The sequence below is a fragment of the Pseudomonas sp. NPDC090233 genome (assembly GCF_044772285.1).
Classification (GTDB): domain Bacteria; phylum Pseudomonadota; class Gammaproteobacteria; order Pseudomonadales; family Pseudomonadaceae; genus Aquipseudomonas.
In genome coordinates, this window is record NZ_JBIVYQ010000009.1 from 99,386 (window position 1) to 114,326 (window position 14,941).

A 14,941-nucleotide genomic window follows, 5' to 3' on the forward strand; every position below is an offset into this window, starting at 1 on the left:
TTATCCGATCCGCACATTGCCCCTGGGCCCGGCAATCGCCCAGATCACCAAACCTACTACTGGCAACAAAGCGATCAGCAGGATCCACAGGACTTTGATCCCGACCTCGCTACCGCTCTTTATCACATTGAGGATCGCCCAGATATCCAGGGCCAGAATGATCAGGCCAACCAGCCCATTGAATGTGGAACCCATGCCAAAACTCCCGTCGAAGGTGCATGCTGCACAGCATAGCCAGCTATCACGTCGATAGAAGGGAATCCTTGGCCTGCCCCGCAGGTCACTGGGTAGACTGCCGGTATCCATCGATTTCGAGGTTCGCATGCCCCCAGCCCACACTCAAAGCGCCGCCCCACACTCGTTGCTGAGCGCCTGGAAGCAACAGGCGGTGAACACCCCTTGGCTCAGCGCCGGCCTGGGGGTAAGCCTGCTGGCGGTCATCGTGCTACTGGCGGCGAGTTTCTGGAATGCCATCAACGGCGACCATGCCGACAACTTGCACCTGGCGTTGCTCGGCGGTCTTTCCGGCTTCGGGGCTACGGCGCTGGGCGCGGTGCTCGCCGTGATACTGCGCGACGTCAGCGCGCGCAGCCAGGATGTGATGCTGGGCTTCGCCGCCGGCATGATGCTCGCGGCCAGTTCGTTCTCGTTGATCTTGCCGGGGCTGGATGCGGCCCGCGAAATTACCGGCAACGGCCCGGCCGCAGCCTTTACCGTGGTGTTGGGCATGGGCCTGGGCGTGTTGCTGATGCTCGGCCTCGACCGCTTTACCCCGCACGAACATGAAAGCACCGGGCGCTGCGGCCCCGAGGCCGAGCGCATCAGCCGGGTATGGCTGTTCGTGCTGGCGATTACCCTGCACAACCTGCCGGAAGGCATGGCCATTGGCGTGAGCTTCGCCAATGGCGACATGAATATCGGCTTGCCGCTGACCAGCGCGATTGCCATTCAGGACATTCCCGAGGGACTGGCCGTAGCGCTGGCCTTGCGTGCGACGGGGTTGTCGAACTTCAAGGCGGCGCTGGTGGCGATCGGTTCAGGCCTGATGGAACCGCTGGGCGCGGTGATCGGCCTGGGGATTTCCACCGGTTTTGCCCTGGCCTATCCAATCAGCATGGGGTTGGCGGCGGGGGCGATGATCTTCGTGGTGTCCCACGAGGTGATTCCCGAGACTCATCGCAATGGCCACCAGACTTCGGCGACACTGGGGTTGATGGGTGGGTTTGCGGTGATGATGTTTCTGGATACTGCGCTGGGTTGAAATCTTGATTGCCTGGGCCGGCCTCATCGCGGATGAATCCGCTCCATGTGGGAGCGGATTCATCCGCGATGAAGCCGGCCCTACCAACCCATCAACTCAATTGTGAACCGCGACCTTCAAAGCTTCCAAAGCCGGCTCAACCTTGATCCCAACCTCCCCCCCCAACTCCAGCACCCGCGCCAGGTCGTTTTGGCCAACCATCACCACCTGCAACTCATCATCGAGCAACTGGCTGAAGTTGAGCAGCACATACCCACCAGCCTCTTTGTTCAACGCCCCCATCTGCACCTGAATACGATTCAGCGCCGTCAGCGGCTCGGTCCGCGCCAACTGCTTGGCCTTGAGGGTGAACGGCACGCTCTTGTCGAACGAATCGCTGATCTGCTGGAACAGGTCCTGGTAGCTGTCGGCCTGGAACACCACAGTGTCCGGCAGGCTGCCGAGCACCACCCACTCGCCCAACGGGATGGGGAAGCTGTCGTCGTAGTTGATGTCCGGGTTGGCGGCGAGGAAGGCAGCGGGGTCGGCGTAGGCCTGGGCGGCCTCGTCGGCGATGCGCTCGATGTCTTCATCGCGCATGCAGCCGGCGGCGATGAGGCTGATGAATTCGAGCAACTGGTTTTTCATGTAAGGGGGCCTGCGGCGGGTGAAAAGTCGCCAAGGATAGCCGCAAACGCCCCCAAACGGTTAGCCGGCCAGCGCCTGCAGGCGTGCTGCCGTGTCCGCCGCGCCCATGGTCTGGGCAGCCATCAATGCGGTGGCGCCGCGTGCATCCTGGCGGGCCGGGTCGGCGCCCTGGGTCAGCAGGTAGTCGAGGATCTCGCTGCGGTTGAACATGGCCGCCAGCATCAGCGCGGTACGCCCGTCCTGGGCCGCGGCATCCACCGGCACACCGTTTTCCAGCAGCAGGCGGATCATCGCCAGGTCACCCTTGAACGCAGCGCCTGCAATCGGCAGTTGACCGTTGTCATTGGCGATCAGCGGGTCGGCACCATGGGCCAGCAGCACCTGCACGGCTTCGAAGTGGCCGTGGTAGCTGGCCAGCATCAACAGCGTGTCACCCTTGTGATTACGCAGGTCGGGAGGAAGGCCACTGGCCAGCAACCGTTCGAGCATCTGGGCATCGCCCTGGCGAGCGCGTTCGAAGACCTGCTCGGCGAACGCGGCGGTTTCTTCATCGGTCATGGCGGCGGGTGCGGGTTGATCGGACATCTGGAACCTCCTGGCAGAAAAGATTGCCCAAGTGTTTGTCAGGCATGCTCAGCAGGTCAAAGGTTCAGAATCTATGGGGCCGATAGCTACAGCCAGACTCGTGCATATTGCACTATGCAAAATGCACGACCATGCAGCCTGCACGACACCGCCTTCTAACAAATCACTCAAACCATTGAATTTAAAGGAATTTTCAACAGAGCAAGAATTGGCACGTTCACTGCAATCATCAACTCACGTCTGCCCACACATCAGTCAGGAGTTGATATGGACCTCATTCAGGAAAAGTTCGTCTCGGTGTTTTCGGCCTATCAGGTCGCAACCCAGCCTCGCCCCGATGGCGGTGTCCTGCTGACCCTGCGCGCCGCCGATGGCAAGGTCACCCGCCGTGTGCTGACCTACGGGCAATTGCACAGTGCCGAGCAGCTGTCCTGGGCGATCAGCGCCATTCGCCGTGATTTGGCCGAACAGGCCAGTGAGCTGCCGGTGATTTCGATGTTGCAGAGTCAGCAGCGCTTTGCTCTGCCGACCTATCGCTGAGTTTTGTCTGCACCGGCTGCCGCAGGTACGGTACTGCATTGCCCATAGGGATGGCGGGGTACCGATACCTGCAGCGGCCGGAGCGGACACTAAAGTTCGTCGATTCCCGCGTACAGGCGGGCAGTCGCATCACCGGTAAATTTCGCTTCCAGACCCGGTTCACTGGCAAATATGCGCAATGCCAGGCAGAACGGGTTATCCCCTAGTTCCAACCAGCGCCGGCTGCCGGCCGGTATCACCAGCTGGTCACCTTTCTCGCACAACACGGTATAGACATAGTCCCCCAGGCGCAGGCCGACCTGGGCGCGACCAGTCACCACCGCAAACACCTCTTCAGCTTCGTGGACATGCTCATCGCGCAGGTCGGCATATTCTGGGTCGACACCATCACGGTTGAGCAAGGAGAAGGCAGCGCTGCCATGTGCAGTCATCAGTTGGTCGAGGTGCTCACGGCATACCTCAAGCACTTCCTCCTGGCTACTACCAGGACGTACGCGCAGTTCCAGCGGCGTATGGACGAACGCCACGCCCTGCTCGGCCAAGGTCGAGGCGATATCGTCGTGGTGGGTCAGTACCTTGTTCGGCAAGCCTGGGCTCGACGGGTGGAAAACACAGAGGATGCTCATCAGCGGCGGGTCCTGATCGATTTCGAACGAGTGGCAATGATAACGGCTGCCGCCAGTGCTGCGGCGCTGGCCATACCAAAGGTGAAGGTCGGCCCCAGCAGATTCCAGCTGTAGCCCGAATACAACGCCCCCAGCGCACCGCCGGTGCCCGACAGCGCCGCGTACAGGGCTTGGCCCTGCCCTTGCTGACGCGCGCCGAAGCTGGCCTGCACGAAGGCGATGGACGCGGCGTGGAAGCAGCCGAACGTGGCCGCATGCAACACTTGGGCGAGGATGAGCACACCCGGCTGATCCGCCAGGTTACCCAGCAACAACCAGCGCAACGAGGCCAGCAGGAAGCTGGCCAGCAGCACCTGCTGCACGCTGAAGCGCGCGAAGATGCGGCTCATGGCCATGAAGATCAGCACTTCGGCCACCACCCCCAACGCCCACAACAGGCCGATGGCACCGCGGCTGTAGCCCAGGTGTTCCAGGTGCAAGGTGAGGAAGGTGTAATAAGGTCCGTGGCTGAGCTGCATCAAGGCAACACAGATATAGAAGGCGACCACCCCAGGGGCCATCAGTTGACGCAGAAAGCCGCCCGCCTCACGACGTTCGCCCTGCTCCACCGGCTGGGCATTGGGCACCCACAGGCTGGCGGCGACGATGCCGGCCATGATGGTCACCAGCGCCACGGGGTAAATATCCAGGCTCAGCCACTCGAACAACCGGCCCAGGCCGACCACGGTGAGAATGAAACCAATCGAGCCCCATAGCCGCACCTGGCTGTAGCGCGACGTCTGGCCATGCAGGTGGGCCAGGGTGATGACCTCGAATTGCGGCAGCACCGCGTGCCAGAAGAACGCGTGTAACGCCATCACCAGTGCCAGCCAGGCGTAGCTCTTGCCGAAGAAGATCAGCGAAAAGGTGGCCAGGGTCGACAATGCCCCCAGGCGAACGATCAGCAGCCGCTGGCCGCTGCGGTCACCCAGCCAGCCCCACAGGTTGGGGGCGATGCAACGCATCAGCATGGGGATGGCCACCAGCTCGCCGATGCGTGCGGGGGAAAAACCCAGGTGATCGAAATAGAGAGCGAGGAATGGGGCGGTCGAGCCTAGCAGGGCGAAGTAGAAGAGGTAGAAACTGGACAGGCGCCAGTAGGGAATTGGGGGCATGGGCGGGCCTTTTGGGGTGCCTGAACCGGCCTCTTCGCGGGGCAAGCCCGAGAAGAGGCCGCCACTGTAGGATCAGAGCTGGCCCAGCACCGGGGTCCCGACCTTCACCTCGGCATTCTGCGCCCGATGACGCAACAGGTGGTCCATCAGCACGATGGCCATCATCGCCTCGGCGATCGGCGTGGCGCGGATGCCCACGCACGGGTCGTGACGGCCCTTGGTGATGACTTCGACCGGGTTGCCATCGACATCGATCGAGCGGCCCGGCACGGTGATGCTGGAGGTCGGTTTCAGCGCCAGGTGGGCGACGATCGGCTGGCCCGAGCTGATGCCGCCCAGAATGCCGCCGGCGTTGTTGCTGAGGAAGCCTTCGGGGGTCAGCTCGTCACGGTGCTCGCTGCCGCGCTGGGCGATGCTGGCGAAACCTGCACCGATTTCCACACCCTTGACCGCGTTGATGCTCATCAGCGCATGCGCAAGTTCGGCATCGAGACGATCGAAGATCGGCTCGCCCAGCCCCGGCATCACGCCTTCAGCGACCACGGTGATCTTCGCCCCGACCGAATCCTGGTCACGGCGCAGCTGGTCCATGTAGGCCTCCAGCTCCGGCACCTTGGCAGGATCCGGGCTGAAGAATGCGTTGTCTTCCACCGAGTCCCAGGTCTTGAACGGGATTTCGATCGGGCCCAGCTGGCTCATGTAGCCACGCACCTGAATGCCCTGGGTGGCCAGGTACTTCTTGGCGATGGCACCGGCCGCCACGCGCATGGCGGTTTCGCGGGCCGAGCTGCGGCCACCGCCACGGTAGTCACGAATGCCGTATTTGTGGTGGTAGGTGTAGTCGGCGTGAGCCGGGCGGAACAGGTCCTTGATCGCCGAGTAGTCCTTGGACTTCTGGTCGGTGTTGCGGATCAGCAGGCCGATCGAGCAACCGGTGGTGCGCCCTTCGAATACGCCGGAGAGGATCTCCACTTCATCCGGTTCCTGGCGCTGGGTGGTGTGCCGGCTGGTGCCGGGCTTGCGCCGGTCGAGGTCATGCTGCAGGTCGGCGAGCGAGATTTCCAGGCCCGGTGGGCAGCCATCGACAATGGCGACCAACGCCGGGCCATGGCTTTCGCCAGCGGTGGTGACAGTGAACAGCTTGCCGTAGGTATTGCCGGACATGGACGCTCCGCGAGTCTGCCTGAGGTGAACGAGGCGGCCAGTATACGGAAAATTTCACGCGGGTTGCTCGCCTGTACAGGCGAGTTTGCCGAACCTTCCCGCAAACACTGGGTCAAACCGACATCTCCCCATGTAGTACCGCCCGATGTCGCGCCTTGTCGCCCTGCTCTTCCTGTTTTGCTCTGGCCTGGCCCAGGCCGCTGCGCCAACCGTGTTGCAACGCCCCATCGACCTCGACACCGGCCAGGGCGTGCTGCACGGCAGCCTGCTGCTCCCGCAACAGGCCACCCCACCTCCGGTGGTATTGATCATCGCCGGCTCCGGCCCCACCGACCGCGATGGCAACAACCCGGCCTCGGGGCGCATCGACAACCTCAAGCGCCTGGCCCTGCTGCTGGCCAATGAGCACATTGCCAGCGTGCGGTATGACAAGCGCGGCGTGGCCGCCAGCCTGCCGGCCACACCCGATGAGCGCAACCTCAGCGTCGAGCGCTATGTCGCCGACGTCGTGGCCTGGGGCCGCAAGCTCAAGGCCGACCCGCGCTTCGGCCAACTGATCCTGGTCGGCCACAGCGAAGGCGCGTTGATCGCCAGCCTGGCCGCCGAGCAAGCGGGCGCCAGCGCGGTGATCACCCTGGCTGGCAGCGGTCGGCCCATCGCCGATGTCGTGCGTGAACAACTGGCGCAACGCCTGCCATCGGCGCAACTGGCCCGTGGCAGCGCCCTGCTCGACCGCCTGCAAGCCGGGCAGACCACCCTGGATGTACCCGCCCCACTGCGCCAGGTGTTCCGCCCCAGCGTGCAGCCGTACCTGATCTCCTTGTTCCGCCAGGACCCAGCCCAGGCCTTCGCACGCCTGCCGATGCCTGCGCTGATCGTTCAGGGCCGCAACGACATCCAGGTAGACGTGGCCGACGCCGAGCGCCTCAAGGCCGCCAAACCGGATGCCCAACTGGTGCTGATCGACGGCATGAACCACATGCTGCGCATCAGTCCCAAGGCCATGAGCCAACAACGCGAGAGCTACCTCAACCCGGAATTGCCACTGGCCCGCGAACTCGGCCAACGCCTGGTGACGTTCATTCACCAGCTGCCCTCTGCCTAAAGAGATCGCAGCTTATTTGCCTCAGGTCCTGGCCAATACTGCCGATAAGCTCGGTATTGGCCTGTATTTGAGAACGCCGTGATGACCGATGCCCCCGTCGCCGTAGAGCCGGCCGAAGAGCCGCAAGCCCCGGACAGCGCCACGCTGCCGTGGGCCGACCTTGCTGTCGAACACTTCGAGTTGCTGCGCCTGGCGCCGCTGCCCACCGACCGCAACAGCGGGGCACGGCCGCTGCGTTTCGTCGAGTTCGGCCATGCCGAGCGCCACGACAAGGCGCACAGCCTGCTGCGCATGGAAATCCGCCTGCCCGGGCAGAAAGTGCGCAAGGAACAGAACCTGCTGGATGTGCGTGTCGACCATACCGAGCGCCTGGTAACGCTCGGCAGCGACAGTGGCCTTCAACTGGAGCCTCTAAACCGCGGCCTAGGCCGCTTCATGATGTCCCAGGCCGTGCAATGGCTGCAGCGCAAGTGGTCACACTATCGGGTCGAAGGCATGGCGCTGCCGAACAAGGATGCGCTGAACGAAGACACGCGCCTGCGCCGTGACCGATTCATCAGCGCTACGGGCCTCGAAGTCGAATATGCCGACCCGCAGCACCTCAAAGGGCGCACGGTCGAGGCCACGGTCGGCCAGCTCAAGGGCGGCTGGAACAGCGAGAAGGTGCAGCGCGTGGGCATTCTCGACGCCGCCGGGATGCTGCAGCAGGCCGAGCAGAATCTGCTGGAGAAGGAAACGCAGCTGCGCGAGCGCGATGAGCGGGTGGCCAAGTACCGACGCGAAGACAGCGGCTTGCGTTTCACCATCACCTGCCTGGTGGCGTTTGCCGTGTTCCAGGCCGGCCTGCTGATCTGGATTGCCACCCGTTAGAAACCCGGGGCTGCTATGCAGCCCCTAAGCCAGTTAGACCCGCGCTTTGAACAGTTCCTGATGCTGCCGGCACTGCTCCGCCGTCAGCATGAACACGCCGTGCCCGCCGCGCTCGAATTCCAGCCAGGCAAAATCGACCTCGGGGTACAGCGCCTCGACATGCACCTGGCTGTTGCCCACCTCGACGATCAACAGGCCCTTGTCGGTCAGGTGCTCGGCCGCCTCGGCGAGCATGCGCCGGACCAGGTCGAGCCCATCGTTGCCGCAGGCCAGGCCCATCTCCGGTTCGTGGTGATACTCGGCCGGCATGTCGCCGAAGTCTTCGGCATCGACATAGGGCGGGTTGGACAGGATCAGGTCGAAACGCTGCCCCGGCAGGCCGGCGAAACCATCGCCCTGCACGGTGAACACGCGCTCGTCGAGGCCGTGACGCTCGATGTTCTGGTTGGCCACTTCTAGCGCGTCGAAGGACAAGTCAGCCAACACCACCTCGGCCTCGGGGAACACTTCGGCGGCGACGATGCCAATGCAACCGGAACCGGTGCACAAATCGAGGATGCGCGCCGGCTCACTGGCCAGCCATGGTTCGAAGCGCTTCTCGATCAGTTCGCCGATCGGCGAGCGAGGTACCAGCACGCGCTCGTCGACAATGAACGACATGCCACAGAACCACGCCTCGCCCAGCAGATAGGCGGTTGGCACACGGTCTTCGATGCGGCGCTTGAGCAAGTGCTGCAGGCGTACCCGCTCGTCGTCTTCGAGCTGGCAGTCCAGGTAGCTGTCGGCCACCTCCCACGGCAGGTGCACGGCGCCGAGCACCAGCAGCCGGGCTTCGTCCCAGGCATTGTCGGCGCCGTGGCCGAAGAACAGCTCGTGCTCATGGAAGCGGCTGACCGCCCAGCGGATGTGGTCGCGCAACGTGCGCAGACGAGATGTGATCACGGGGTACTCCTAATTCAGACCATCCAAAAGTCTAACAGCCCGCACCGCACAATTGTTGCTGCGAATCGTCCGCCGGGTAGCCACAGGCCAGTAACTACGCTGGATGCGATGTCAACCATTCCCATTGGCGTCAAGGCAAGGGAGAATAGGTATACAAAAGCCCTTCCAAGGAGCCATTGATGTCCGTTCCAACCACGATGTTCCGCCTCACTGGCCGCGACTACCCGCCGGCCAAGCTGAGCCAAGCCAGCCTGATCATCATCGATGCGCAAAAGGAGTACCTCAGTGGTCCGCTCGCGCTGTCGGGCATGGACGAGGCCGTGGCCAACATCGCCAGGTTGCTCGACGCCGCCCGCAAGGCCGGCCGTCCGATCATCCACGTCCGCCACCTCGGCACCGTCGGTGGGCGTTTCGACCCGCAAGGCGCTGCAGGTGAATTCATCCCGGGGCTGGAGCCTCGCGACGGTGAAATCATCATCGAAAAACGCATGCCCAATGCGTTCAAGAACACCAAGCTGCACGAAACCCTGCAGGAGTTGGGTCACCTCGACCTGATCGTCTGCGGTTTCATGAGCCATTCCAGCGTCAGCACCACCGTGCGCCGGGCGAAGGACTATGGTTATCGTTGCACCCTGGTGGAAGACGCCTCGGCAACCCGCGACCTGGCGCTCAAGGATCGCGTGATCCCCGCCGCGCTGATCCACGAATGCGAAATGGCCGTGATGGCCGACAACTTCGCCTGCGTTGCCCCGACTGCCAGCTTGATCTGAGCCTGGCACAGTGACGACCGCCCGGCAGCCGGGCGGAACCCAATGGGGCGCTGCAGGTCGGATTCCGGATGTCCACAGAGGAAATCGGAATGAAGCTCAAAGGCAGTTTCGACGCCAAGCGTCTGCGCCAGCGCGAACCGCGTAACTGGGGTGCCCGCCTGGCCGCCGGCCTGTCGGCCCTGCTGGCAACGTTCGGCGTGCTACTGGCCATGGCCGGATTTGCCGGGTTGCTCGGTAACTATTCGGCGTTTGCCGAACTCAATGCCAACCGCCCCCTTGCCAGCATCCTTGCCGGGGTCGGGTTGGTGATGCTGTATCTGGGTGTGCGCTTCTGGCGGCGCAGCCGCATTCGCCTGCGTCGCGGGCGGGAGCTCAACCTGTCGCCGCACCTGATGAAGAAGCACGATTGAAGCGTCCGCAAGGGCCAGTGCTGACGTCATGGGGTTGATCGCGTAAACTACGCCGCCCACGTGGAGGCACCATGCAAGACGACGATTTTTCCCTCTTCAGCGCCGAAGTGCGCGGCGTAAAGCCGATCAAGCATGACCGTGCCGAAGTCGGCAAGCCCAAGGCCGACCGCAAGCAACTGGCTGGTTTGCGCCAGGCAGCGACCATACGCAGTGATCAAACGCTGGTGATCGACGGCCTGTCCGACCAGTTCGTCATCGACGTGGGCGCCGAAGATGACCTGATGTGGCGCCGCGATGGCGTGCAGGAAAGCCAGATCCGCAAGCTCAAGCTCGGCCAGATCGCCTTCGAGGGCAGCCTCGACCTGCACGGCATGAGTGTCGAGAAAGCCCGTGAGACCCTCTGGGCCTTCATCGCCGAAGCCACCAAGCTGGAAGTGCGCTGTGTACGCGTGACCCACGGCAAGGCCGCACGCCTGGACGGCAAGCGCCCAATGATCAAGAGCCACGTCAACACCTGGCTGCGCCAGCACCCGCAGGTGCTCGGTTTCACCTCCTGCCAGGCCCGCCACGGCGGCACCGGCGCGGTATACGTGATGCTCAAACGGACCATGATGGAAGGCCGCGACGAGTAACGCCGCGCTTGCAGCGCAGGCTTTGCCGCCGTAACCTTCGTTTTTGCGATTTTTTCCCACAGGTAGATACATGTCCCTGGAACAGAACTACACCGAGATCCTCAGCCAGATCGGCGAGGACGTCTCCCGTGAGGGCCTGCTCGACACGCCCAAGCGGGCTGCAAAGGCCATGAAGTACCTTTGCCGCGGTTATGAGCAGACGCTGGAAGAAGTGACCAACGGCGCGCTGTTCACCTCCGACAACAGCGAAATGGTGCTGGTCCGGGACATCGAGCTGTACTCGATGTGCGAACATCACATGCTGCCGTTCATCGGCAAGGCCCACGTCGCCTATCTGCCCAAGGGCAAGGTATTGGGCCTGTCGAAGGTTGCGCGGATCGTCGACATGTACGCCCGCCGCCTGCAGATCCAGGAAAACCTCAGCCGCCAGATCGCCGATGCCGTGCAGCAGGTCACCGGCGCCGCAGGCGTGGCCGTGGTCATCGAAGCCAAGCACATGTGCATGATGATGCGTGGTGTGGAGAAGCAGAATTCGACCATGCTCACCTCGGTGATGCTGGGTGAGTTCCGTGACAACGCCGCCACCCGCAGCGAGTTCCTCAGCCTGATCAAGTGATCGGCGCGTGATCCCGAGCCGGCCCTGAGGGTCGGCTTTTTCATTTCAGGAGTTGCCCATGATCGTCAAAGCCTTGCGGGTCGGCCTCGGCCAGCTCATCGTATTCGGCGACTGGATCAGCCGCCCGGCCAAGCGCAAGCGCGATGCCGCCGCCCAGGCGCGTGTCGAGCAGGAAGCCAAAGGCCTTGCGCTGTACCAGTTTCATGCTTGCCCGTTTTGCGTGAAGACCCGCCGCACCTTGCACCGCCTGAACGTGCCGGTGGCGCTGCGTGATGCCAAGAACGATGCGGTGCACCGCCAGGCGTTGCTTGAAGGGGGTGGCCGGGTGAAGGTGCCGTGCCTGCGCATCGAGGAGGCCGGCGAGGTGACCTGGATGTATGAGTCCAAGGCCATCATTGCTTACCTGGACAAGCGGTTTGCAGCTATTTGATATCACTTGCCGGCCTCATCGCGGCTGAAGCCGCTCCTACAGGCACTGCGCGGTACCTGTAGGAGCGGCTTCAGCCGCGATGAGGCCCCTGCAGGCTCAATCCACCATCGGCACATGCCGAGGATGTGCAGCCACCCTCTCCAACCATGCCCTGACCCCAGGGTATTCGGCCAGATCAAACCCACCCTGATGCGCCACATGGGTGTACGCATACAACGCCACATCGGCAATCGAGTACTGCTCCCCCACCAGGTACGGCGTCATCTGCAACTGCCGCTCCATCACCTTCAGCGCCTTGTAGCCGCCCTTGTGCAACTTGCGGTATTCCTCCACGCGCTCGTCCGGCAAGCCCAGGTAGAACTGGATGAACCGCGCCACGGCAATGTATGGCTCATGGCTGTACTGCTCGAAAAACTGCCACTGCAGCACCTGGGTTCGCAAGCGTGGCTCGCTGGGCAGGTACTCGCTGCCATCGGCGAGGAAGTTGAGGATGGCGTTGGACTCCCACAGGCAGGTACCGTCTTCCAGCTTGAGCACCGGCACCTTGCCATTGGGGTTCATGGCCAGGAACTCTGGCGTTTCGGTCTCGCCCTTGAGGATGTTTACCGGGTGCCATTCGTACGGACGGCCCAGCAAGCTCAGCATCAGCTTGACCTTGTAGCAGTTGCCCGACTGGTAATCGCCATAGACCTTGTACATCGCCCCTCCCTCCCATGCAGTTGCGCAATCGTGCCCAATAGTTGGCGACTGTACGGCTAAAAGCAATGCCTGCTGTATGGCAAGGATCAACCTTCGCCGCGTTAGTCTGAAAAAAATGCTTACACATGGACAAGGACATACCCCATGACCAATGCCACCTCCGCACGCCTGCGGCCCCTGGCAGACACCTCTCCGTCGGCGGTGGTCGCCGGCTTCATCGCCATGCTCACCGGCTACACCAGCTCGCTGGTGCTGATGTTCCAGGCCGGCCAGGCCGCGGGCCTGACCACCGCGCAGATCTCATCGTGGATCTGGGCTTTGTCGATCGGCATGGCGGTCTGCAGCATCGGCCTGTCGCTGCGCTATCGCACACCGGTCACCGTGGCATGGTCGACCCCAGGTGCGGCGCTGTTGATCACCAGCCTGGGCGGGGTCAGCTATGGCGAAGCGATTGGCGCCTACGTCACCTGTGCGGTGCTGGTGCTCATCTGTGGCCTGACCGGCAGCTTCGAGCGCCTGGTCAAACGCATTCCGGCATCCCTGGCCTCGGCCTTGCTGGCCGGCATTCTGTTCAAGATCGGCAGCGAAATCTTCGTCGCCGCCCAGCACCGCACGCTGCTGGTGCTGGGCATGTTCTTCAGTTACCTGCTGGTCAAGCGCCTGTCGCCGCGCTATTGCGTGCTGGCTGCACTGCTGGTGGGCACGGCGCTGTCCGGCGCCCTTGGCCTGTTGGACTTCAGCGGCTTCACGCTGCAGGTCGCCACGCCGGTATGGACCACGCCAAGCTTCTCGCTGGCCGCGACCATCAGTATCGGCATCCCGCTGTTTGTGGTGGCGATGACTTCGCAGAACATGCCGGGCGTTGCCGTGTTGCGCGCCGACGGCTACCAGGTGCCGGCCTCACCGCTGATTTCAGCGACAGGCTTTGCCTCGCTGTTGCTGGCACCGTTTGGCTCCCATGGGGTGAACCTGGCGGCCATCAGCGCCGCGATCTGCACGGGGCCACATGCCCATGAGGACCCGAGCAAGCGTTACACCGCTGCCGTGTGGTGCGGAATTTTCTACGGCATTGCCGGCGTGTTCGGTGCCACCCTGGCAGCGCTGTTCGCCGCGCTGCCGAAGGAGTTGGTGCTGTCGATTGCGGCACTGGCGCTGTTCGGCTCGATCATGAACGGCCTGACCGTGGCCATGGGCGAGGCGCGTGAGCGTGAGGCGGCGTTGATCACCTTCATGGTCACGGCGTCAGGGTTCACGCTGTTTTCAATCGGCTCGGCCTTCTGGGGGATTGTCGCGGGGGTGCTGACCTTGCTGATCCTCAACCCGCGCAAAGCCTGAACACGCCGTCACTCCCGGCGGTAGGGCAGCATCTCCCGCGCCTGCTCGGCATAGCCTTGCACGCCGGCCCGCTCCTGGCGTAGAAAATCCTCTACCGCCCGCCGCAGGCCGGGGTGCAACAGGTAATGCCACGACCGCGTCAGCACCGGTTCGAAACCACGAATCAACTTGTGCTCGCCCTGCGCGCCGGCATCGAAACGCTGCAAGCCTTCGGCAATGGCAAAGTCCATGCCCTGGTAAAAACAGGTCTCGAAGTGCAGCCGGTCGAATTCGTCCAGGCAACCCCAGTACCGGCCGAACAGGCTGTCGCCGCCCACCAGGCTCAGGGCCATGGCGACATCACGGCCACCCTGACGGGCCATCACCACCCGCAGCGCTTCGGGCATGCGCTCGGCCAGCAGGCTGAAGAATTCACGGGTGAGGTACGGCGAGCGCCTGCGCACAGCGTAGGTATTGGCGTAACACAGGTAGACGAAATCCCACTGCGCCTCATCCAGCTCATCGCCCCGGTACCAACGGAAGTCGATGCCCTGCCCCGCCACTTGCTCGCGCTCCTTGCGCATCTGCTTGCGCTTGCGCGAGCTCAGGCTATCGAGAAAGTCCTGGAAGTCCCGATAGCCACGATTGTGCCAGTGGTACTGGCAACCCAGGCGCTCCATCCAGCCCGGCAGCCCGGCCAGCTGGCTGTCCAGTTGCGGGTCGGTGAAGTTGATGTGCGCTCCGGAAAGCCCGGCTTTGCTCAGGTATTCGGGCAAGGCCTGGAGCACCAGCAGCCCATCGGCCGGGTCGGCCGTGAGCAGGCGTGGTCCGCTGACCGGGCTGAACGGCACGGCGCCGAGCAGCTTGGGGTAATAGGCGATGCCGGCACGCTCGCAGGCGTCGGCCCAGCCGTGGTCGAACACGTACTCGCCGTACGAGTGCCACTTGCGGTAAGCCGGCAACAACGCCTGCACCTGCCCGTCGCGCTCCAGCACCAGGTGCTCAGCCGCCCAGCCGGTGGCCGGGGCGACGCTGCCGCTGTCCTCCATGGCGCTGAGAAACGCATGGCGCAGGAACGGCTGGCCGGCAGGCACCAGGGCGTCCCAGGTCGCCGCTGGCAGGTCACGCAGGTGGGCAAGGCTGTAGAGGCTGGTCACGTTTTCGACTCGCTTTTCGAAGGCATCAGTATCAGGCAA

At 63.4% G+C, this 14,941-nt stretch carries 19 protein-coding genes; 10 read left to right on the plus strand and 9 right to left on the minus strand.

Annotation, left to right across the window (positions count from 1 at the left end):
• Entirely contained in the window at positions 1–195 is a 195-nt protein-coding gene (locus ACIQUF_RS23515; protein WP_403135942.1) for a PLDc N-terminal domain-containing protein, read from the minus strand.
• Positions 196–322: 127 nt separating this feature from the next.
• On the opposite strand from ACIQUF_RS23515, the gene ACIQUF_RS23520 reads away from it, so the two are divergent.
• On the plus strand, positions 323–1,261 hold the full coding sequence (locus ACIQUF_RS23520; protein WP_403135944.1) for a ZIP family metal transporter: 939 nt from the start codon (positions 323–325) through the stop codon (positions 1,259–1,261).
• Positions 1,262–1,357: 96 nt separating this feature from the next.
• Here the strand turns inward: ACIQUF_RS23520 and ACIQUF_RS23525 are convergent, their stop codons facing one another.
• Together ACIQUF_RS23525 and ACIQUF_RS23530 are read right to left on the minus strand one after the other, a co-directional pair.
• Positions 1,358–1,888 carry a hypothetical protein gene (locus ACIQUF_RS23525; RefSeq protein ID WP_403135946.1) on the minus strand — a complete coding sequence of 177 codons (531 nt, stop codon included), beginning with the start codon at positions 1,886–1,888 and terminating at the stop codon, positions 1,358–1,360.
• A gap of 60 nt (positions 1,889–1,948) precedes the next feature.
• Complete coding sequence (locus tag ACIQUF_RS23530; RefSeq protein ID WP_403135948.1) at positions 1,949–2,473, minus strand: ankyrin repeat domain-containing protein; 525 nt, start codon at positions 2,471–2,473, stop codon at positions 1,949–1,951.
• Between the two features lie 267 nt (positions 2,474–2,740).
• On the opposite strand from ACIQUF_RS23530, the gene ACIQUF_RS23535 reads away from it, so the two are divergent.
• On the plus strand, positions 2,741–3,013 hold the full coding sequence (locus ACIQUF_RS23535) for a DUF3509 domain-containing protein (protein WP_027596016.1): 273 nt from the start codon (positions 2,741–2,743) through the stop codon (positions 3,011–3,013).
• A gap of 89 nt (positions 3,014–3,102) precedes the next feature.
• On the opposite strand, the gene ACIQUF_RS23540 is transcribed toward ACIQUF_RS23535, so the two are convergent.
• The 3 genes from ACIQUF_RS23540 to aroC all read right to left on the minus strand — a co-directional run bounded on the left by ACIQUF_RS23540 (position 3,103) and on the right by aroC (position 5,957).
• Positions 3,103–3,639, minus strand: coding sequence for an oxidase (locus ACIQUF_RS23540; RefSeq protein WP_403135950.1), 537 nt, complete (start codon positions 3,637–3,639; stop codon positions 3,103–3,105).
• On the minus strand, positions 3,639–4,793 hold the full coding sequence (locus ACIQUF_RS23545) for an MFS transporter (RefSeq protein ID WP_403135952.1): 1,155 nt from the start codon (positions 4,791–4,793) through the stop codon (positions 3,639–3,641). Before ACIQUF_RS23545 ends, ACIQUF_RS23540 begins: the two co-directional genes overlap by 1 nt.
• Before the next feature lie 72 nt (positions 4,794–4,865).
• A complete protein-coding gene (aroC, locus tag ACIQUF_RS23550) occupies positions 4,866–5,957 on the minus strand; it encodes a chorismate synthase (RefSeq protein WP_403135954.1) in 1,092 nt (363 codons plus the stop codon).
• A gap of 145 nt (positions 5,958–6,102) precedes the next feature.
• Here aroC and ACIQUF_RS23555 point away from each other — a divergent pair, with 145 nt between their 5' ends.
• Complete coding sequence (locus ACIQUF_RS23555; RefSeq protein ID WP_403135956.1) at positions 6,103–7,062, plus strand: alpha/beta hydrolase; 960 nt, start codon at positions 6,103–6,105, stop codon at positions 7,060–7,062.
• Positions 7,063–7,143: 81 nt separating this feature from the next.
• A complete protein-coding gene (locus ACIQUF_RS23560) occupies positions 7,144–7,932 on the plus strand; it encodes a hypothetical protein (protein ID WP_403135957.1) in 789 nt (262 codons plus the stop codon).
• A 33-nt stretch (positions 7,933–7,965) separates the two neighbouring features.
• Here the strand turns inward: ACIQUF_RS23560 and prmB are convergent, their stop codons facing one another.
• Positions 7,966–8,874, minus strand: a complete 909-nt coding sequence (gene prmB / locus ACIQUF_RS23565; protein ID WP_403135959.1) for a 50S ribosomal protein L3 N(5)-glutamine methyltransferase — start codon at positions 8,872–8,874, stop codon at positions 7,966–7,968.
• A gap of 179 nt (positions 8,875–9,053) precedes the next feature.
• On the opposite strand from prmB, the gene ACIQUF_RS23570 reads away from it, so the two are divergent.
• The 5 genes from ACIQUF_RS23570 (at position 9,054) to ACIQUF_RS23590 (ending at position 11,732) form a co-directional block, all read left to right on the plus strand.
• On the plus strand, positions 9,054–9,644 hold the full coding sequence (locus ACIQUF_RS23570; RefSeq protein WP_403135961.1) for a cysteine hydrolase family protein: 591 nt from the start codon (positions 9,054–9,056) through the stop codon (positions 9,642–9,644).
• 89 nt (positions 9,645–9,733) lie between these two features.
• Entirely contained in the window at positions 9,734–10,054 is a 321-nt protein-coding gene (locus ACIQUF_RS23575; protein ID WP_403135962.1) for a hypothetical protein, read from the plus strand.
• A 71-nt stretch (positions 10,055–10,125) separates the two neighbouring features.
• The gene (locus tag ACIQUF_RS23580; RefSeq protein WP_400795563.1) at positions 10,126–10,686 is read left to right on the plus strand and encodes a Smr/MutS family protein; all 561 of its coding nucleotides are present in this window, start codon (positions 10,126–10,128) and stop codon (positions 10,684–10,686) included.
• 70 nt (positions 10,687–10,756) lie between these two features.
• A complete protein-coding gene (folE, locus tag ACIQUF_RS23585) occupies positions 10,757–11,302 on the plus strand; it encodes a GTP cyclohydrolase I FolE (protein WP_145192085.1) in 546 nt (181 codons plus the stop codon).
• Positions 11,303–11,360: 58 nt separating this feature from the next.
• Positions 11,361–11,732 carry a glutathione S-transferase N-terminal domain-containing protein gene (locus ACIQUF_RS23590; RefSeq protein WP_403135965.1) on the plus strand — a complete coding sequence of 124 codons (372 nt, stop codon included), beginning with the start codon at positions 11,361–11,363 and terminating at the stop codon, positions 11,730–11,732.
• A 96-nt stretch (positions 11,733–11,828) separates the two neighbouring features.
• Here the strand turns inward: ACIQUF_RS23590 and ACIQUF_RS23595 are convergent, their stop codons facing one another.
• Positions 11,829–12,431, minus strand: coding sequence for a glutathione S-transferase family protein (locus ACIQUF_RS23595; RefSeq protein ID WP_403135967.1), 603 nt, complete (start codon positions 12,429–12,431; stop codon positions 11,829–11,831).
• Between the two features lie 144 nt (positions 12,432–12,575).
• On the opposite strand from ACIQUF_RS23595, the gene ACIQUF_RS23600 reads away from it, so the two are divergent.
• Positions 12,576–13,766 (plus strand): benzoate/H(+) symporter BenE family transporter, encoded by a 1,191-nt coding sequence (locus ACIQUF_RS23600; protein ID WP_403135970.1) that lies wholly within the window; start codon positions 12,576–12,578, stop codon positions 13,764–13,766.
• 8 nt (positions 13,767–13,774) lie between these two features.
• Here ACIQUF_RS23600 and ACIQUF_RS23605 read toward each other — a convergent pair whose 3' ends face one another.
• Positions 13,775–14,902, minus strand: coding sequence for a GNAT family N-acetyltransferase (locus tag ACIQUF_RS23605; protein WP_403135972.1), 1,128 nt, complete (start codon positions 14,900–14,902; stop codon positions 13,775–13,777).
• Positions 14,903–14,941: the final 39 nt, after the last annotated feature.